This window comes from Nonomuraea sp. NPDC050540 (assembly GCF_044457485.1).
Classification (GTDB): domain Bacteria; phylum Actinomycetota; class Actinomycetes; order Streptosporangiales; family Streptosporangiaceae; genus Nonomuraea.
On record NZ_JBITHA010000017.1, the window covers coordinates 81,294 to 99,969 of the forward strand.

Below are 18,676 nucleotides of genomic sequence, written 5' to 3' on the forward strand. Positions count from 1 at the left end.
TTCTGTGCATTGTTTCCCGTCCTCATCTGCGTTTTCGTGCTGCCCTGTGCACAATCCAGCTTGCACAATCTGTTGTGCACAAGTCATTGTGTACCCATGCACACGCTTGAGAGAACCGGCGTCGCGCCGGTCCGCGCACCCCGGCGCACGCTCGCCGGAGCCGTCGCCTTAGTGGCCGTCGTGGCCGTGGCCTGCGCCGCCTGGCTGTTCGAACGCCCGCCCGCGGTGGCGGGAGCCGGCGCCCCGGCCGGGGAGTTCAGCGCCGCCCGCGCCTGGCCGCACCTGGAGAAGATCGCCACCGGCGGTCCCACGCCGATCGGCTCGCCCGGCGGCGACCGCATCCGCGACTACCTGCTCGCCCAGCTGACCGCGCTCGGCCTGAAGCCCGAGGTCCAGACCGGGGTGGGGGCCCGCTCGTTCGGCTCGGAGATCACCTCCGGCCTGGCCGAGAACGTCGTGGCCGTCATCCCCGGCAGCGCCTCCACCGGCAGGGTCGTGCTCGCCGCCCACTACGACTCCACCACCACGACCCCCGGCACCAGCGACGACAAGGCCTCCGTCGCCGCCATCCTGGAGATCGTCCGCGCGCTCAAGTCCTCCGGGCAGCAGCCGCGCAACGACCTGGTCATCCTGCTCAGCGACGGCGAGGAGCCCGGCCTCATCGGCGCCGAGGCCTTCGCCGCCCACCACCCGCTCGCCAAGGACGGCGGCGTGGTCGTCAACCTGGAGGGACCCGGCAACGGCGCGCCCTCCGCCGTCTACAACGTCACCCCCGGCGGCACCGGCCTCGTGCGCGCCCTCTCCTCGATGCCGCACCCGGTGGGGGAGTCCGCCCTCATCGGCATCTACCGGCAGACCGGCTTCCACTCCGACCTGACCACGCTGGAGGAACACGGCTTCATCGGCGTCGACCTCGGCACCGCCGGCGGGCGCGCCTACTACCACCACCCGCGCGACACGATCGAGAACTTCGACCCCGCCGTCCTGCAGATGCACGGCGGCAACGGCCTCGCCCTGACCCGCGCCGCGCTGGCCGCCGACCTGCCCGCCCAGCGCGTGCCTGGCGACGCCGCCTTCTTCTCCGCCTTCGGCGTCGTCTTCGCCTACCCCGGCGGGTTCGTCGCACCGCTCGCGGCGCTGGGCGTCCTGGCCGTGCTCGGCCTCACCGTCCTGGCCCGGGTACGGCGGGCCGCCACCCTGCCCAAGATGGGCCTGGCCACGCTGGCCGGAGTAGTGCCCGTCGCCCTGGCCTACCTCCTGGGCGACCGCGTGTGGCAACTGCTCACCATGATCCAGCCCGGATACGCGGGGATGGTGTTCGGCGAGCCGTACCGGCCGGACCTGTACCGGCTGGCGCTCATCGCGATGGCCGTGGCCCTGGTCTGGGGCTGGTACGCGCTGCTGCGGCGATGGCTCGGCACGGTGGCGCTCACCGTGGGCTCGCTGGCCTGGCTGGCGGTCGCCGGCGCCGCGCTCGCCGGCGTGATGCCCGGCATGTCCTACTACGGCGCCATCCCCGCGCTGGCCGGCGGGCTCGCCGGAATCGCCGCGCTCCTGCTGGAGCCGGCCCGGCCGCACGCCGCCCTGGCCGTGCGGGCGGTGGCCGCGGCCGTGGGCGTCGTGCTGCTGACCGTCGGGGCGCGCACGTTCGCGGCCTTCGGTCTCGCGCTGGCCGCGGTGGCCGTGGTCCTGCTCGTGCTGGCCGCCTACGCGGCGCTGCCACTGCTGGCGGAGGTCACGCCCGGCACACGTGGTCCGCGGGGGCGGCTACGTGTGGCGCTCGGCCCGCTGACCGCCACGGCGCTGGTGTTCGTGCTGATCGGGGGCGGACTGATCCACGACCGCTTCGACGAGCGGTACCCGCGGGCCGCCCACCTGGCCTACGTGCTCGACACCGCCACCGGCGCCGCGAGCTGGATCACCGCCGACGACCGTCCGCACCCCTGGGCCGCCGCCCTCACCCCCCAGGCGCCCGGGGAGTGGAAGCTGCCCCTGCCGTACGGCATGCGCCCCGCCCACGCGGGCAGGGCCGAGGCGGCGAAACTGCCCGCGCCCGAGGTGAGCGTGCTGAGCCGGAGACAGGAGGGCGCCGACACCGTCACCCGGGTCCGCGTCCGCTCCCAGCGCTCCGCCTACCAGGTCAACCTGCACGCCGACCGGGCCGCCACCGCAGGCGTCATCCAGGTGGCGGGGCGGCCCGGCGTGCCGTTCCCCGAGATGGAGAGCGCGCCGCGTCCGGGGGCGGCCTGGCCGTTCGAGGCGCAGTTCTTCGCGCCGCCCGGCGACGGGGTGGAGTTCGAGCTGCGGACCAGGGGCGCGCCCCGGCTCGTGGCCAGCGACGTCACGCTCGGCCTCGACGGCCTGACCGGCTACCGGCCCAGGCCCGCCGACGTGGACCTGAGCTCCTCGACCGGCGGCCTGCCCACCGACTCCGTCACCGTCGTGGGAAGGATCCAGACGCCGTGACGGTTGCCAGAGATCGTGGACATCACTGACGTCGTGGTCATCGGCGCCGGGCAGGCGGGCCTGTCCGGCGCCTACTTCCTGCGCCGCTTCGGCCTGGGCACCGTGGTGCTCGACGCGGAGGACGGGCCGGGCGGCGCGTGGCGGCACCGATCGCCGTCGCTGACCATGGACAAGATCCACGGCATCTTCGACCTGCCGGGCGTCCGGCAGGAGGAGCGCCAGGACGGCGCCGCCCCCGCCCGCGAGGTGGTGCCCGCCTACTACGGCGCCTACGAGGCGGCGATCGGCCTGGACGTGCTCCGCCCGGTCCGTGTCACCGCGGTCGGCCGCGGGGGCGGCGACCGCCTGGTGGTGGCCACCTCCCGCGGCGACTGGGCCGCGCGGGCGGTGGTGAACGCCACCGGCACCTGGACCCGCCCGTACTGGCCCTACTACCCGGGCGGCGGCGACTTCCGGGGCCGCCAGATCCACTACGCCGGCTACCGGGGTCCGGGGGAGTTCGCCGGGCAGCGGGTGGCCGTCGTCGGCGCCGGCGCCTCGGCCATGCACGTGCTGGCGGAACTGGCCGACGTCGCCGCGGGCACGCTCTGGGTGACCAGGCGCGAGCCGGTCTGGCGCGACGACGCGTTCGGCGAGGTCGCCAGGCGCGACGCGGTCGCCCTGGTCGAGGAGCGGGTACGCGCCGGGCTGCCGCCGCGGAGCGTGGTCAGCGTGACCGGACTCAGTTCAACCCCGGTGATCAGGGCGGCGCGCGAGAAGGGCGTACTGAAGCGGCTGCCGATGTTCGCCCGCATCACCCCCGACGGCCTCACCTGGCCGGACGGGCGGCACGAGCGGGTGGACGCCGTCGTGTGGGCCACCGGCTTCCGCTCCGCCCTCGACCACCTGGCCCCGCTGCGGCTGCGCGAGCCCGGCGGCGGCATCAAGGTCGAGGGCACCCAGGTGGTCAGGGAGCCGCGCCTGCAGCTCGTCGGCTACGGGCCCTCGGCCAGCACCATCGGGGCCAACCGGGCCGGCAGGACCGCCGCGGGCAACGTCCGGCGCCTCCTGGCGGCGCGCACCCTGCTTTCCGCCTAGTTCCCCGGGCCGGTTTCCCGGGTCAGTTTCCCCCGGGTCGTTGACCGGGCCCTCGACGGCTGGCTTGGATGGACGTCAGACACCCGATGTCTGCTCGCCGCGGTAAGGAGCCTGTCGTGCGCCCCATCCTCGCTGTCCTTCTGTTAGCCGTCGCGCTGGCCGTACCGGTCCAGCCGGCTTCGGCGGAAAAGGTCGGAGCTGCCTTCCACCATCCCGGTGTCCTGGTCAGCCGGGCCCAGCTCGACCACGTCAAGGCCAACCTCGGCGCCGAACCCTGGAAGACGGCGTGGGCGGCGCTGCGCGCCAGCTCGTTCGCCTCACTGTCCTACACGCCGAAGCCCCGCGCCAACGTCGAGTGCGGCCCGTCCTCCAACCCCAACAACGGCTGCTCCGACGAGCGCAACGACGCGATGGCCGCCTACACGCACGCCCTGCAGTGGTACCTGACCGGCGACGACCGCCACGCCAAGAAGGCCGTCCAGATCATGGACGCCTGGTCGGCCGTGATCACCGAGCACACCGGTCACAACGCCCGCCTGCAGACCGGCTGGGCCGGGGCGTCGTTCTCCCGGGCGGCCGAGCTCGTCAAGCACACCTACACCGGCTGGGCCAACGCCGGCCGCTTCGCCACCAAGCTGCGCACCGTCTACCTGCCGATCGTCATCGCGGGCAGCCCCAACACCAACGGCAACTGGGAACTGATCATGACGGACGCGGCGATCGGCATCGCCGTCCACCTCGACGACCGCGCCGCCTTCGACCGCGCGGTCACCACCTGGCGCGGCCGCCTGGCCGCCTACGTCTACCTGACCACCGACGGCTCCCTGCCCAAGCAGGCGCCGGGCAGCAGGTACGACACCCGCGACGAGCTCATCGGCTACTGGTACGGCCAGACCACCTTCGTCAACGGCCTGGCCCAGGAGACCTGCCGCGACTTCGGCCACACCGGCTGGGGCATCGCCGCCGCCGTCCACGTGGCCGAGACCGCCCGCCACCAGGGCCTCGACCTGTACGCCGAAGGCAAGGACCGGCTACGCCACGCGATGGGCTTCCACGCCGGCCTGCAACTGGGCGAGCCGGTGCCGTCCTGGCTCTGCGGCGGCTCGGTCAAGCCGGGGCTCGGCCCGACCTTCGAGGTGGGCTTCAACGCCCTGCGCAACCGCATGGGCATCGGCATGGCCCGTACTCAGCGGCTGGTCGAGCAGAGCCGCCCGGCGGGGGTGAGCCACTTCCTCGGCTGGGAGACGCTCACCCACGCCGGCAACCCGGCCTAGTGGTAGGCGTGGACGACGGCGTGTCCCTTGCCCTTGCCGATCAGCCACTTGTTGACCGGTGTGGTCACCAGGAACGCGACGACGAAGGCGAAGGCCAGCGCGCCCCAGAAGAGCCCTGAGGCCAGCCCGGCGTCCATGGCGCCGGGCACGATCACCATGACGCCGTTGTCCACGATCTCCATGACGAGGATCGACACCGTGTCGGCGGCCAGCGCCACCTTCAGCGCCTGCTTGAAGGTCAGGCCCGCCTTGAGCACGCCGACCATGGTCAGGGCGTAGCCGAACACGAACGCCAGGCCGACGGCCAGGGCGATGGTGGCCACGTTGCCCCAGCCGAGCGCGGTGCCGATCACCATGCCCAGCACCTCGCCGATGGCGCATCCGGTGAGGCAGTGCAGCGTGGCCAGCGCCGCCATCTTCCAGGTCGTCGCGCCATGCCCGTGGGCGCCGTGCCCGACGTGTCCGTGCTCGGTGGGAGCGCCGTGTGCGCCGTCCGCGTCATGGGCACCGTGCGCGCTGTGGCCGCCGTGCTCTCCGTGCGCCGCGTGGTCACCGTGATCGTGGTGGCCCTGGTGTTCCTGGTGCGTGGACATGCTTGAAGCTCCGTTCGTCAATCTGCGCGGTCACGGTATACCCCCATGGGGTAACGGAGCAAATGTGACCGCGCTGGCTACTATAGGAAGTAGTAAAAAGTGCCGCGTTGGCGGGGTGGCGGTCACGCAGCGTGATGTAGCGTGCACGCCATGACCTGGAGGCCGTTCGTGGCGCTCATGGTCGTGCTCACCCTTCTGTGCATGGCCGGACCGCACGCGCACGCCGACACCCCGCAGCCCGCCGGGGTGTCCGGCTGCGACACCGGCACGCATCCGCACGAGCACGAGGCCTCCTGTGACGCGCCCGCCGCGCAGCAACCGGCCGTCGACGCGCCCGCGCCCGGCCAGCAGGGCCGCTGCGCCGCCGCGCCGGTCCCGGCCACCCCGCCGTCCCCGGCCCGGCCTCCCGTACGGCCCGCCGCCCTGCTCGCCCTCCTGTGCGTGAGCCGGATGTAGATGCGCCCCGGCGCGTCCATCCGTACCTCTGCACAGGAGAAAACATGGATATTTCAGGACTCGTGGGCAATACCCCGGTGTTGTGGGTGCCCGAGCTCTGGTCGGGCGGCGAGCGCGGCTTCTGGGCCAAGCTCGAGGGCTACAACCCCGGCGGCATCAAGGACCGCCCCGCCCTGCACATGGTGGCCGAGGCCCGCAGGCGCGGCGCCCTGCGGCCCGGCGCCCCGATCATCGAGTCGACCAGCGGGACGCTCGGCCTCGGGCTGGCGCTGGCCGGAGTGGTGCACGGTCATCCCGTCACGCTCGTGGCCGACCCGGGCATGGAGCCGCTCATGCGCCGCCTGCTGCTCGCCTACGGGACACGACTGGAGATCGTGGCCGAGCCGTACCGGGAAGGCGGCTGGCAGGCCGCGCGGCGCGCCCGCGTGCGCGAGCTCATGGCGGGCGCGCCCGGCGCCTACTGCCCCGACCAGTACGCCAACCCCGACAACGCGGCCGCCTACGCCGGGCTCGCCGCCGAGCTGACCGCCCAGCTCGGCCGCGTCGACGTGCTCGTCTGCAGCGTCGGCACCGGCGGGCACAGCGCCGGGATCCACCGCGTGCTGCGGGCGCACAGCCCGGACGTGCGGCTGGTCGGCGTGGACACCGTCGGCTCGACCATCTTCGGTCAGCCCGCCAGGCCGCGCCTGATGCGCGGCCTCGGCAGCAGCATCCATCCCGCCAACGTCGCCTACGACGCCTTCCGCGAGGTGCACTGGGTGGCGCCCGCCGAGGCCGTGTGGGCCTGCCGCCGCCTGGCCGCCGCCCGCTACGCCACCGGCGGGTGGAGCGTCGGCGCGGTCGCGCTGGTCGCCTCGTGGCTGGCCCGGCGCGAACCGCCGGGCACCCGCATCGCCGCCGTCTTCCCCGACGGTCCCGAACGCTATTTCGACACCGTGTACGGCGACGCCTACTGCGCCGGACACGGCCTGCTCGACGCCAAACCCGAGCCGGAACCGGACGAGCTGCCCCACCCGGCCGCCGCCGAGGCCCAGCGCTGGACCCGCTGCGCCACCGTCGCCCGCCCGGCGGGAGCGACGTCGTGATGTCCGGCTACAGCAGGCCGATCCGGCTGCTCATGCTCAACCAGCTGACCATCAACGTCGGCTTCTACATGCTCATGCCGTACCTGGCCGCCCACCTCACCGGCGACCTGGGCCTGGCGGTGTGGGCGGCGGCGCTGGTGCTCGGCGTGCGGAACCTGTGCCAGCAGGGCCTGTTCCTTCTCGGCGGCAGCCTGGCCGACCGGCTCGGCTACAAGCCGATGATCCTCACCGGCCTGCTCCTGCGCACGGCGGGGTTCGCGATGCTCGGCCTGGTCGAGGCGGTGCCCGCGCTGCTGGCAGCCTCCGCGCTGACCGGTCTGGCCGGGGCGTTCTTCAACCCCGCCGCCCGCGCCTACCTGGCCCAGGAGGCGGGGGAGCGGAAGGTGGAGGCGTTCGCGCTGTTCAACGTCTTCTACCAGACCGGCATCCTGGCCGGGCCGCTCGTCGGGCTGCTGCTCAACGCCGTCGCCTTCCGCCTGACCTGTCTGAGCGCGGCGGCGCTGTTCGCGGTGCTCGCGCTCGCCCAGGCCAAGGCGCTGCCGGCGCGGCGGGGCAGCCGGGCGGACGCGGGCGTCTCGATCCTGGCCGACTGGCGCGGCGCGCTCGGCGACCGGGCGTTCTGCCTGTTCGCGCTGGCCATGACCGGCTCGTACGTGCTCGGGTTCCAGGTCTACCTCAGCTTGCCGCTGGCCGTACCGGAGCAGGCGGTGTGGATCTTCGTGGTGTCCGGCGCGATGGCCATGCTCGGCCAGGTGAAGGTGACCGCGTGGGCGGCGGCGCGCTGGACGCCCGGACAGGCGATCACCCGCGGGCTGGCGCTGATGGGCCTGGCCTTCGCCCCGCCCGGGCTCATGGCAGCCGGGCTCCCGGCCGGGGTGGCGGTGATGGCCGCCACCGTCCTGCTCACCCTCGGCAGCATGATCGTCTACCCCTTCGAGATGGCCACCGTGGCGCGCTTCGGCGGCGAGCGGATCGGCACCTGCTACGGCCTCTACAGCACGGCCTCCGGCATCGGCGTGGCGGCCGGCAACGTGCTGACCGGGGCCGCGCTGGAGGCGGGTCTGGCCTGGTGGGGGCTGGTGGCGGTGGGACTGGGGTCCGCGGCGGGCGTACACCTGCTCTGCCGATCCCGTCACGGCTTCTCGACGGAGCGTGTTGTACCGCCCGCCAATACGGGCTAGTGTCCGGGAGACTGGATCTTTTGCCCAGGGGGTTCCGCGATGCAGGTTCCGGGCTACACGGAGATTCGCGAGCTCGGACACGGCGGCACAGGCCAGGTCATGCTGGCCGTGCGGGCGTCGGACGGCTTACCCGTGGCGATCAAGCACCTGTCGCCCGGGCTCCGTGAGGACAAGGAGTTCGTCGCCAGGTTCCGCGACGAGGCCAGGGTGATCGGCGCGCTGGACAGCCCGTACACCGCCCGGCTCTACGAGTACGTCGAGGGCGAGGACGACGCCGCGATCGTCATGGAGCTGGTCGACGGCATCACCCTGCGCCGCCTGCTCACCCACGAGGGCGCCACCGGCGCCGAGGCGGCGCTCGCCGTCCTCAAGGGCGCCCTCACCGGCCTGGCCGCGGCGCACGGACTCGGCGTCGCCCATCGCGACTTCAAGCCGGAGAACGTCATCGTCGCCGCCGACGGCGTCAGCAAGCTCGTCGACTTCGGCCTCGCCACCCGCTTCGGCGAGGCCGGCACCTACGTGGGCACGCCGTCGTACATGGCGCCCGAGCAGTGGGAGGACGCCCCCGCCGGGCCCGCCACCGACGTCTACGCCGCCACCGTCGTCTTCTTCGAGTGCCTCACCGGGCACCGCCCGTTCCCCGGCGAGGACGCCGCCGTCCTCGCCTACCAGCACCAGAACGTACCGCCGCCGCTGGCCAACGTGGACGAGCAGGTCAGAGGGCTGGTCGAGCTCGGCATGGCCAAGGACCCGGCCGAGCGGCCCCCGTCGGCGCAGGCCTTCCTGGCCGAGCTGGAAGAGGTGGCGGGCAGGGCGTACGGGAGCGGATGGGAGCGGCGCGGACGGGCCGGCCTCGGGCTGCTGACCGTCCCGCACATCGCGCTGCTGCCGCTGGTGCCGTCGGCGGGGGCCGAGGTGGCGACCGGGTTCGCCCGCAGCACGCTGACCCCGGTGGCCAAGTTCGCCATCGCCGGCGGGCTGATCACGGCCACGGCGGCCGCCGTGGTCTCGGTCTTCGTCATGTGGACCGAGGACCCGCCGATCCAGGCCGCGCGCGCGTTACCCCCGGTGAGCTCGGCGCCGCCGCTGTCGCCGCCGGTCACCACACCCTCGCGCACGCCCGGCCCCTCCACCGGCCTCCCCTTCACGCCGCCGATCACCGACGCGGGCGACCGCGTGGGCACCGCCGTACCGCCGGACGAGGTCACCGCGGCGGGGGAGCCGACGCGGACGCTGCAGCCGACCCACGAGCCCAGCCGCACGGCCGCGCCGAGCCGCACCCCCGGCAGGACCGCCGAGCCCACCCGCAGCCCCGCCCGCGACACCGGCCCGACCCGCGGCCCCGAGCCCACCAGGGACGCGCCCACCAAGGGCGAGCCCACCAAGGCCACCCCGCCGCCCGCGACGCAGTCCCAGCCCTCGGGCGGCAAGCCCCCGGAGAAGAAGCCCGAGCCGCTGCTGTCGGTGTCGCTGAAGGTCTCCCTGGACCTGCCCGTGCTCAAGGGCGGCAACCAGTTGCTCGACGCCGACCTCGACCTCGGCCTGGGCAGCAGCCTGCTGGGTATGGCCGTGCTGCCCGGTTCGGTACTGCTGGGCCGCCACCTCGCCGCGCGGCAGGCCGGCAGGAGCCGGCACCGGCGCGATACCGAATGACCTGATTGCACCTCAACGGCCGCTATCCCCTACTATCTTCGATCGGACAGAGGGCGCCCCCGGCTCGCGTTGAGGAACGGCGACCGCCCGTGGGCTCGGTCGAAGGAGAAGCGTGGCGGTTGCGTCACCCGCTGGCGTGCGGCGCGGGCCGCTGTGGAGAAGACTCGCGGCGCTGGCGGCGGTGGTGGCGCTCGCCGTGGCCCCGATACCGGCCTCGGCCAAGCCCAAGCCCAAGCCGACGGTGAAGCAGCTGAAGAAGGAGCTGGCCGCCCTCCAGAAGGAGTCGGACAAGCTCATCACCGACTACTACAGCAGCCGCGTCGAGCTGCAGAAGGTCGACAAGACCGAGAAGGCGGCCCGCGAACGCTTCAGGAGCGCCCAGGCCGTCTACGACCGCGAGGCCACCAACCTCCGCCTCATGGGCACCACTCAGTACATCAGCGGCGAACCCAACCTGGCCAACATGTTCAGCGGCGGCGGCGACCCGGAGTCCCTGCTCAACAGGCTCGCGTTCAACCGCCACATGGTCGACGTCCAGAACTCCAGACTGCGGGGCTTCGCCCAGGTACGCGATGAGTTCCAGCGCGCCCAGGAGGAGTCGGCGGCCCAGGAGGAGGAGCTGCGGGCGACCGTCGAGGACCTGGAGGCCCGCAAGAAGAAGGCCGAGAAGCTGATCGTGAAGATGCGCGACAAGATCGAGCAGCTTCACGACGTGCCCGGCGCCCGCCGCGACGGCACCTTCGTCCCGCAGCTGCCCGCCGGGGAGGACAACATCACCCCGCGCATGCGCCTGGTCAAGCAGCTCGTCCAGGAGCGCTTCGAGGTGCCGTTCGGCATCGGCTGCTACCGCTCGATCCGCGACGGCGGCGAGCACCCCCTCGGCCGGGCCTGCGACTTCATGCTCAGCCGGGGCGGCGCCATGCCCTCGGCCGCCGAGATCGCCCGCGGCAACGAGATCTGCGCGTGGGTCGTCAAGAACGCCAAGCGCCTCGGCATCATGTACGTGATCTACCGCCAGCGCATCTGGCACGTGCGCAACGGCCAGTGGCGCACCATGACCGACCGGGGCGGCACCACCGCCAACCACTACGACCACCCCCACATCTCGGTCTACTGAGAACAGGGCGGCGCTGTACCGTCGTCATGTGAGCAACCTGGAACGCGACCCCCAGGAGGTCGTCTGCGCGGCGGACGGCGCGGCGGGGACGGAGCTGCTGACCGGGCGCGCGGTCCCGCTGGGCGGGCCGCGCGCGATGAGCGTGACCCGCACCCTTCCCCATGTACGGCGCCGCATGATCGGCGCCTGGTGCTTCGTCGACGCCTACGGCCCCGAGGCGGTGGCGATGCGGGTGCCGCCCCACCCGCACACCGGGCTGCAGACCGTGAGCTGGCTGGTCGAGGGCGAGGTGCTGCACCGCGACAGCCTCGGCAGCCTGCGGGCGGTCCGGCCGGGCCGGCTCAACCTGATGACCGCCGGGCGCGGCATCTCGCACTCGGAGGAGTCCGCGGAGGGCGGCACGCTGCACGGGGTGCAGCTGTGGGTGGCGCTGCCCGAGGAGCATCGGGGCGTGGAACCGGCGTTCGAGCACCACGCGGAGCTGCCGGTGCTGGACGGGCCGGGCCACCGCTCCCGCGTGCTCATGGGCGGGCCGTCCCCGGCCACGGTCTACTCGCCGCTGATCGGCGCGGAGGTCTCGGTGGACGGGCGGGCCGAGCTGGCCGTCGAGCCGGGGTTCGAGCACGGGCTGCTGCTGCTCGACGGCGCGGTCGCGCAGGTGCCCGCCGGTCCCCTGCTGTACCTGCCGCCGGGCCGCGAGCGGATCGTGCTGGAGGGGCGCGGGCGGGTGCTGCTGATCGGCGGCGAGCCGTTCGCGGAGGAGATCGTCATGTGGTGGAACTTCGTCGGCCGCTCCCACGACGACATCGCCGCCTATCGCGAGGAATGGACGAGGGGCAGTGGGTTCGGCGTGGTACGCGGGTTCGACGGGGAGCCGCTGCCCGCCCCCGAGCTGCCGGGCATCCGGCTGAAGCCGCGGGGACGGGTGCGCTGACGGGGGCTACCAGCCGCCGCGGTGGAGCTGGCCGCGCACGGCGCCGCCGGGGAACTCCTTGGTGTGCAGGTTCGTGTACCAGTTCTTCGGGTTCCTGTTGATGCCCCGCACCACGCCGGCCTGGGCCGTCGTCGCGCCGGCCACGCCGGTGACCGAGGCGGGCAGGCCCTTGGGGTCACCGAAGAAGTCGGCCACGACCGGGCCGTTCTCGCCCCTGGCGCCGCGGTGGATGTGGCCGTTGGTGGGCGCGCCGATCCCGGCCCACGCGGCGGCGAACGCGACCCGGGTGCCCTGGGCCCACACCAGCCACGCGGCGCGGCCGTCGCGGTCGCCGACCTTCTGGCCGGGGGCGGGCACTTCCTGCGCTCCGGTCGCCACCGAGGTCAGCGTACGGCCGGAGCCGTAGGCGAGCACGGAGTCCAGGGAGACCGGGCGGATGCGGTGGAGCTGGGCGCGCACGGCGCCGCCGCCGAACTCGGCGGTGTGCAGGTTGGCGTACCAGTTCCCGGGCCTTCCGGTGATGCGGCGCAGCAGGCCCCGGTCGTTGACGGTCACCGCGCCCTTGACGGCGGTGAGGTTGCCGGGCAGCGCGGCGCCGAAGAACGGGATCTTCACCTCGCCGTTCCTGCCGGCCCTGCCTTGATGGATGTGGAACGCGGTCGGAGCGGCCACCCGGTTCCAGCGGATGGCGTAGTCGACCCGGTTGCCGTGGACGCGGAAGACGGCGACGGCGCGGCCGTCGCGGTCGCCGGCCTTCTGGCCGGGCGTGGGAACCTCGTTGGAGCCGGTGAGCGTGGCGGCGAGGTAGACCGGGGTGGTGGCCTGCGCGGGGGCGGCGGCCAGGGAGGAGGCGGTCAGGGCGGCGGCCACGGCCAGGCCGGAGACGACGATCTTCTTCATGATCGATCCTTTGGCTGAGGGTTCTGCGTGGTGGCGCCCGGTTGTACGGGGCGGGCACCGCCCGGGTTCAGCCCAGGGAGTGGGTAAAAAGACGCGTTCAGCGTTCGCGCATCTCGAAGCCCCGCATGTGCTCCAGCCGGAGTTGCTGGGGCACGGCCGTCTCGGGCGGATCCCACGACCGGGTGCTCCGCAGGTACGCCGCGCCGCACCGGGCCGCCAGCCGGAAGAACCACCACTTCAGGTGCTCGTCCACGTCGGCGAAGCTGCAGTGGGTCAGCGCCGCGGCCAGCAGGGACAGCAGGAGCTGGTGGCGCCAGTCGTCCCGGAAGCCCGGGGTCAGGAGCTTGTAGTCGAAAAGGAAGCGGACCAGGGGCCCGACGAGCTCGTCGTCGCCCTCGCCGCGCACGATCAGGTCGAACAGCTCCTCACCCGGCCGCGGTACCTGCCTGGCGATGACCGACAGCAGCAGCATCGCCGGGTCCGACGCCTGCGAGGCGCACTTCTCGAACGTGGTCAGGTCGATGAGCCGGAACTGCTTGGCCTCCAGCTTGCCCGCGGCGGTGCGCGGGATCAGCACGTTCCCGTGGTGCAGGTCGCCGTGGGAGAAGCCGCGCAGGTGCTGGACGTGGTGGAGTCCGACGATGTCCCCGGCGGCCATGGCCAGCGGGTTGGGCAGCACCTTCGCGGACCGGTCCCCGGAGAACCAGATCCAGCTGCGCTCCGGCTCCAGCAGCCCGCACTCCCGCGCCCAGACGCGCAGCTTCGCGCCGTCGCCGAACCGGGCGCCCAGCTCGGCGCGCAGGTACTCTCCCGAGTCCACGTCCGCGCGGACTTCGGCCGGGTACGGGTTCCACTCGGACAGCACGCCCCTGATGACGCGCTGGAACACGGGGATGAGCTCCTGGGGTGAGTTCAGCTCGGACATCTGCGCCATGTCCGTCAGGCCGCCGCCGGCGACCTCCTGGAAGAACACGCGCTCGCCGGTGCCGGCGACACGCGGCGGATGGGGCAGCAGACCGACCAGGTGCTTCTGGCGGAACAGCACGGCGCTCACGTCGAGGGCGAGCCTGTGCCGGGCGTACTCGCGGGACAACGGGCCCGGCGGGCAGACCTTCGCGATCACTTTGCGGGCAGGCATGGGGGTGCCGGGCGGCGGCTTGATGACCAGCGCGGACAGGCTGCAGTCGGTGTAGCCCCGCTTGGTCCAGGCCGGGGTGTTCGGCGCGATCTCATAGCCTTCCGGGTCGCCCCACGCCTTGATGGCGACGGCGACGGGGACGCCGAGCTGCGCGGCGATCTCCTCGTCGTAGTCGCGTCCCGCCTGGACGGAGCCGTCCACCGCCGATTCCGTCGCGAGCTGCCGGAACTCGGCCACCAGCCCGTCCGGGTCGTCGAACAGTTGCGGGCGGCTGTGCAGGAACGCCTGTTCCGCCGAGGACAGGCGGCGGGTCGTGATCTTTCCCTGGGCGTGGACGATGAGGGTGCGCTTGATCAGCACCACGGCGGGACCGGCGTTCCGCAGCACGGTGAACAACCTGGCGACCGTGGGCTCCCTGGGCGGATCCTCCCGCAGGCAGCGGTCCATCTCCTCCAGGCGCTGCTCGGCCGGGACCCCCTCGCCGTCGTCGCGGAACACCAGGCCGTAGGCGGTTCCGCCGTCGCCGTCCCCGACCGGCATGGTGAAGCCGAAGGCGCGCGCGACCCGCTCGACGGCGTCCTCGGTGAGCGCGGCGCCCGCCGGGCCGGCGACCCTGATCGTCAGCTCGGTCGGCTCGCCCGCGGGACGGGTCCCCAGCGCCAAGGCGGTCGCCTGTGCCAGATCCAGCCGCATACCGGAGTCGAAGGCCTCCTTGTAGGCGTTCTCGCCCAGCACCTTGTGGCACTTCTGGACCAGCGCGTCGTGGTCGTCGGTGAGCCACGGCGCGCCCAGCATCGGCAGTCCCGCGGCCTTCCAGTTCACCCGGAGCGCGCCCAGCAGGCGGACCGAGAGCGCGGGCCGTTCCAGCGCCGCGTAGACGCCGGCGGCGGTCTCCAGTGCGAGCAGGATGCCCAGGATGTCGTGGAACGGCCGCTTGAGGCGCAGGGTCTTCCTGACGTCGTGCAGCGCCTCCTCGGCCTGGCCCATGGCCAGCCGGGTCATCGCCAGCGTCCAGTACGCGTAGGACCGCACGGACAGCTCCTGGCGGTCCTCGCACGTGCGCAGGCACTCCAGCAGCATCGATTCCGCTTCCTCCAGCGCCCCCTGCTTGGTCAGCACGATCGCCAGCTCGACGACGGCCGGCAGCAGGCCGGGGTTCAGCGCCGCGCTTTCGGAGTTGAACTCGATGGCCACGCGCAGCAGCGTGCTGGCCTTCTGCAGGTCCCCCTGGAGCAGGGCGGCGGTGCCGCGCATCTTGGAGGACAGGATCAGCGCCTTCGAGTCGCCGATCCGCTTCGCCTCCGCGCCGCACAGCTCGGCCGTCGACATCGCGCCCATGCTGTCGCCCTGGGCGCTGCGCACGTACGACAGCACCCACATGGCCTTGCAGCGTTCCGGGCTCGGCTCGGGGTTGGCACGCAGGGCGCGTTCCAGATATTTCCGGCCTTCGCCCGCGAAACCACAGCACACCCACATGAACCAGAGCGACGACAGCAGCCTCAGCGCCAGCGCGGCCTCGTCGGGGGTGTGCAGAGCGTGCTCCAGCGCCACCCGGATGTTGTCGTGTTCCTGGCGCATGCGCTCGAACCAGTACATCTGGCGCGGGCCTGACCAGTCCTGCTCGCTGCGGGTGGCGAGGCCGAGGTAGTAGAGCAGGTGGCGGTGGCGGATCTCGCGGCCGTCCTCCAGCCGCCTCGCGCCGTACTCCGCGAGCGTGCCGGGCAGCTTGTAGCGCGTGCCCAGGTAGTCGGTCCTGGTGAGCAGGACCGACTTGTCCACCAGGGCCTCGACCAGGCCGCCGATCTCCTCCCCGCACACGAAGCGGGCGGCCTCGAGGTCGAAGTCGCCGGCGAAGACCGACAGCTGGGCCCAGAGCAGGCGCTCGGCGGGCTCGCACAGGTCGTAGCTGCGGGTGAGGGCGTCGTGCAGGCCCGGGCGGCCGGCGTCTCCGGTCAGCAGGGCGAAGCGGTCCTCCAGCCCGGCGGCGACGTCGTTGACCGACATGCTCGTCAGGCGCAGCGCGGCGAGCTCGATCGCCAGCGGGATGCCGTCCAGGCGGGCGCACAGCCCGGCCACCGAGGCGACGGTCAGCTCGTCCAGCTCGAAGCCGGGCTGCACGGCGCGGGCCCTGGCCGCGAACAACCGCACGGCCTCGCTGTCCGCGCCCGCCGTCTCCATCGGCGCCAGCGCGACCACCCGCTCCTCCGGTACGCCCAGCGGAACCCGGCTGGTGGCCAGCACGCGGAGCCCGGGAGCCGCCCGCAGCAGTTCCCCGGCCACCTGCGCGCAGGCCGGCGCCACCCGCTCGCAGCCGTCGAGCACGAGCAGCCCCCGGCGCCCCTCGGCCCATCCGGGCAGCGAACCGATGCCCAGCGCCGCGGCGATCGCCGGCCTGACCAGGCCGGGGTCGCTCACCGCCGACACGCCCGCGAACCAGGCGCCGTCCGGGTGGCGGCCGCGCGTCTCGTGGGCCAAGCGCAGCGCCGTGCGGGTCTTGCCGACGCCGCCGATGCCCGTCACCGTGACCAGCCGCGCCTCGGCCACGTGCCGTCTGAGGGTGGCGAGCACGCCGAGCCGTCCGATGAGGCCGGCGTCCTCATCAGGCAGGTTTCCCGCACATCCGAAGGTCATCGCTCTCCCGCAGTGTGAGAGGACCAGCCTATGAGCCGGGGTTCGCCCGGGGAGAGCTGATCGTGAATCCCGGATATCGTGGATCGGGTGCGAGTAGCGACCTGGAACGTGAACTCGGTCAAACAGCGGCTGCCCCGCCTGCTTCCCTGGCTGGATCAGCGCCGTCCCGACGTCGTCTGCCTGCAGGAGACCAAGCTGGCCGACCAGGCCTTCGCCGGACTGCTCGGCGAGGAACTGGCCGTGCGCGGCTACGAGGTGGCCGCGCACGGCGAGCCCCGCTGGAACGGCGTGGCGATCCTGTCCAGAGCGGGCCTCGACGACGTGGTCACCGGGCTGGCCGGAGCGCCCGGCTTCCCGCACCAGGAGGCGCGGGCGGTGGCGGCGACCTGCGGGGGAGTGCGGGTGCACTCGGTGTACGTGCCGAACGGGCGCACGCCGGACGACGACCACTACCGGTACAAGCTCGCATGGCTGGCCGCGCTGCGCGAGGCGGTGCGGCTCGGGCCGGCCGAGGCGATGGTGTGCGGCGATGTGAACATCGCGCCCGCCGACGCCGACGTCTTCGACCCGGCCGCCTACGAGGGGCAGACCCACGTGACGCCGCCGGAGCGGGCGGCGCTGGCGGAGCTGCGGGAGCTGGGGCTGCACGACGTGGTGCGCGAACGGTGGCCCGATGAGCGGGTGTTCACCTACTGGGACTACCGGGCGGGCATGTTCCACAAGGACCTCGGGATGCGCATCGACCTGGTGCTGGCCTCCGACCCGGTGGCGGGGCGGGTGCGGGCGGCCTGGGTCGACCGGCACGCGCGCAAGGGCACGGGGCCGAGCGACCACGCGCCGGTGATCGTGGACCTGGACGAGGCGCCCGACGGCGACATCGGGCCGGTCGTGCCGCCGCCGTCGGCGCCCGCCCCGAAGCGCGGATCGGTGAAGTTGCCGCAGTCGCCCTAGCGGGTGAGCGCCCACAGGGACGCGGCCATCGCGAGGGCGGCCACACCGGCGCAGAGCATCACGGCATTGACGCCCAGCGTGTCCACGACCATGCCGCCGGCCAGCGCGCCGAGCGCGAAGGTGGCCTGGAACGAGCTGGTGAACACGACCGTGGCCGCCTCCGGCGCGTCGGGGGCGGCGCGGGCGAACCAGGCCTGCGAGCAGACCGGAACCGCGCCGTAGGCCAGGCCCCACAGGGCCAGCAGGGCGACCGCGCCCCAGACCGTGCCGCCGACGACGGGAAGCAGCAGGGTGGCCGCCGCGATGAGGGCGCCGGCCGCGGTGAAGGTCGCGCGGGGGCGGGTGGTGACCGTCCTGCCCGCGACGAAGTTCCCTGCCACGCCGGCGGCGCCGTACAGGAGGAGGACGGAGCTGACGGCGGCCGGGTGCAGCCCTGTGACCTGCTCCAGGAACGGCGTCACATAGGTGTAGGAGCCGAAGTGGGCCAGGACGACCAGGAACGTGGCCAGCAGGGCGACCGCGGTGCCGCGGCGGCGCAGCAGGGCCGCCAGCGTTCCTGCGGCGGTGATCCGGTCGGCGGGCAGCGGCGGGAGCAGGACCAGCAGCGCGACCAGGACGAGCAGAGCCAGCCCGGCCAGTACGGCGAAGGCCGCCCGCCAGCCCGCGGCGTGGCCGATGATCGTGCCGGCGGGCACGCCCAGCACCGAGCCCAGCGGCACCGCGGAGAAGATCAGCGCCGTCGCGGTGCCCACGGCCGCTGGCGGCACGAGGCGCCCGGCGAGTCCGGCGCCCACCGACCAGAACCCGCCGATCGTGAGCCCGACGAGGATCCGGGAGACCAGCATCGCCTCGTAGGACCACGCGGCGGCGGCCAGCACGTCGGCGGCGGCCAGCAGCGCCATCATCGCGCACAGCATCACCCGGCGGTCCAGGCGGGCGGTGGCCAGCGTGAGCGCGGGGGCGGCGATCGCGGCGACGATGCCGGGCAGGGTCATCGTGAGCCCGGTGACGCCGTCGGTGAGGCCGAAGTCGGCGCCGATGGCGGTCAGCAGGCCGATGGGCAGGATCTCGCTGGTGACGATGCTGAAGATGCCCAGCGTGAGGGCGGCGACGGCGAGCCAGCGGACCAGTGGTGTGGTGGACATGGGAGTCCAGCCAAGCAGCGCTCGCCCCGGGGCACTGGCAGGATTCGGACCAGGCCGCGCCGCCGCCCTCGTCCG

The 18,676-nt window shown here is 73.3% G+C and carries 14 protein-coding genes; 10 read left to right on the top strand and 4 right to left on the bottom strand.

Annotated features, from left to right (window positions below):
* The first annotated feature begins 96 nt into the window (after positions 1–96).
* The 3 genes from ACIBI5_RS41810 to ACIBI5_RS41820 all read left to right on the top strand — a co-directional run bounded on the left by ACIBI5_RS41810 (position 97) and on the right by ACIBI5_RS41820 (position 4,817).
* The gene (locus ACIBI5_RS41810; protein WP_397255444.1) at positions 97–2,466 is read left to right on the top strand and encodes a M20/M25/M40 family metallo-hydrolase; all 2,370 of its coding nucleotides are present in this window, start codon (positions 97–99) and stop codon (positions 2,464–2,466) included.
* 15 nt (positions 2,467–2,481) lie between these two features.
* Positions 2,482–3,543: an NAD(P)-binding domain-containing protein gene (locus tag ACIBI5_RS41815; RefSeq protein WP_397255446.1), complete on the top strand. Its 1,062-nt coding sequence runs from the start codon at positions 2,482–2,484 to the stop codon at positions 3,541–3,543.
* 116 nt (positions 3,544–3,659) lie between these two features.
* Positions 3,660–4,817, top strand: coding sequence for an alginate lyase family protein (locus tag ACIBI5_RS41820; RefSeq protein ID WP_397255448.1), 1,158 nt, complete (start codon positions 3,660–3,662; stop codon positions 4,815–4,817).
* Here the strand turns inward: ACIBI5_RS41820 and ACIBI5_RS41825 are convergent.
* Positions 4,814–5,410 (bottom strand): DUF4396 domain-containing protein, encoded by a 597-nt coding sequence (locus tag ACIBI5_RS41825; RefSeq protein WP_397255450.1) that lies wholly within the window; start codon positions 5,408–5,410, stop codon positions 4,814–4,816. The genes ACIBI5_RS41820 and ACIBI5_RS41825 overlap by 4 nt on opposite strands.
* A 150-nt stretch (positions 5,411–5,560) precedes the next feature.
* Between ACIBI5_RS41825 and ACIBI5_RS41830 the strand changes: the two genes are divergently transcribed.
* From ACIBI5_RS41830 to ACIBI5_RS41855, 6 genes are all read left to right on the top strand, one after another.
* The gene (locus ACIBI5_RS41830; RefSeq protein ID WP_397255452.1) at positions 5,561–5,866 is read left to right on the top strand and encodes a hypothetical protein; all 306 of its coding nucleotides are present in this window, start codon (positions 5,561–5,563) and stop codon (positions 5,864–5,866) included.
* A 44-nt stretch (positions 5,867–5,910) separates the two neighbouring features.
* Positions 5,911–6,951, top strand: coding sequence for a PLP-dependent cysteine synthase family protein (locus ACIBI5_RS41835; protein WP_397255454.1), 1,041 nt, complete (start codon positions 5,911–5,913; stop codon positions 6,949–6,951).
* On the top strand, positions 6,951–8,132 hold the full coding sequence (locus ACIBI5_RS41840; protein ID WP_397255742.1) for an MFS transporter: 1,182 nt from the start codon (positions 6,951–6,953) through the stop codon (positions 8,130–8,132). The genes ACIBI5_RS41835 and ACIBI5_RS41840 overlap by 1 nt, the downstream gene beginning before the upstream one ends.
* Before the next feature lie 39 nt (positions 8,133–8,171).
* Complete coding sequence (locus tag ACIBI5_RS41845) at positions 8,172–9,785, top strand: protein kinase (protein WP_397255456.1); 1,614 nt, start codon at positions 8,172–8,174, stop codon at positions 9,783–9,785.
* Positions 9,786–9,897: 112 nt separating this feature from the next.
* Positions 9,898–10,902, top strand: a complete 1,005-nt coding sequence (locus ACIBI5_RS41850; protein WP_397255458.1) for a coiled-coil domain-containing protein — start codon at positions 9,898–9,900, stop codon at positions 10,900–10,902.
* A 28-nt stretch (positions 10,903–10,930) separates the two neighbouring features.
* On the top strand, positions 10,931–11,836 hold the full coding sequence (locus ACIBI5_RS41855; protein ID WP_397255460.1) for a pirin family protein: 906 nt from the start codon (positions 10,931–10,933) through the stop codon (positions 11,834–11,836).
* A 6-nt stretch (positions 11,837–11,842) separates the two neighbouring features.
* On the opposite strand, the gene ACIBI5_RS41860 is transcribed toward ACIBI5_RS41855, so the two are convergent.
* Together ACIBI5_RS41860 and ACIBI5_RS41865 are read right to left on the bottom strand one after the other, a co-directional pair.
* Complete coding sequence (locus ACIBI5_RS41860; RefSeq protein WP_397255462.1) at positions 11,843–12,736, bottom strand: CHRD domain-containing protein; 894 nt, start codon at positions 12,734–12,736, stop codon at positions 11,843–11,845.
* A 97-nt stretch (positions 12,737–12,833) separates the two neighbouring features.
* Positions 12,834–16,505, bottom strand: coding sequence for an ATP-binding protein (locus ACIBI5_RS41865; RefSeq protein ID WP_397255464.1), 3,672 nt, complete (start codon positions 16,503–16,505; stop codon positions 12,834–12,836).
* An 87-nt stretch (positions 16,506–16,592) separates the two neighbouring features.
* Here ACIBI5_RS41865 and ACIBI5_RS41870 point away from each other — a divergent pair, with 87 nt between their 5' ends.
* Complete coding sequence (locus ACIBI5_RS41870; protein WP_397255466.1) at positions 16,593–17,456, top strand: exodeoxyribonuclease III; 864 nt, start codon at positions 16,593–16,595, stop codon at positions 17,454–17,456.
* Here the strand turns inward: ACIBI5_RS41870 and ACIBI5_RS41875 are convergent.
* Positions 17,453–18,601 (bottom strand): MFS transporter, encoded by a 1,149-nt coding sequence (locus ACIBI5_RS41875; RefSeq protein WP_397255468.1) that lies wholly within the window; start codon positions 18,599–18,601, stop codon positions 17,453–17,455. The two genes, ACIBI5_RS41870 and ACIBI5_RS41875, sit on opposite strands and share 4 nt — an antisense overlap.
* Positions 18,602–18,676: the final 75 nt, after the last annotated feature.

Bases quoted from the DNA above. Each gene is read 5' to 3' on its own strand.
- ACIBI5_RS41810 (WP_397255444.1), top strand. From the start codon at position 97: ATGCACACGCTTGAGAGAACCGGCGTCGCGCCGGTCCGCGCACCCCGG.
- ACIBI5_RS41825 (WP_397255450.1), bottom strand. From the start codon at position 5,410: ATGTCCACGCACCAGGAACACCAGGGCCACCACGATCACGGTGACCAC.
- ACIBI5_RS41830 (WP_397255452.1), top strand. From the start codon at position 5,561: ATGACCTGGAGGCCGTTCGTGGCGCTCATGGTCGTGCTCACCCTTCTG.
- ACIBI5_RS41835 (WP_397255454.1), top strand. From the start codon at position 5,911: ATGGATATTTCAGGACTCGTGGGCAATACCCCGGTGTTGTGGGTGCCC.
- ACIBI5_RS41840 (WP_397255742.1), top strand. From the start codon at position 6,951: ATGTCCGGCTACAGCAGGCCGATCCGGCTGCTCATGCTCAACCAGCTG.
- ACIBI5_RS41845 (WP_397255456.1), top strand. From the start codon at position 8,172: ATGCAGGTTCCGGGCTACACGGAGATTCGCGAGCTCGGACACGGCGGC.
- ACIBI5_RS41860 (WP_397255462.1), bottom strand. From the start codon at position 12,736: ATGAAGAAGATCGTCGTCTCCGGCCTGGCCGTGGCCGCCGCCCTGACC.
- ACIBI5_RS41865 (WP_397255464.1), bottom strand. From the start codon at position 16,505: ATGACCTTCGGATGTGCGGGAAACCTGCCTGATGAGGACGCCGGCCTC.
- ACIBI5_RS41875 (WP_397255468.1), bottom strand. From the start codon at position 18,601: ATGTCCACCACACCACTGGTCCGCTGGCTCGCCGTCGCCGCCCTCACG.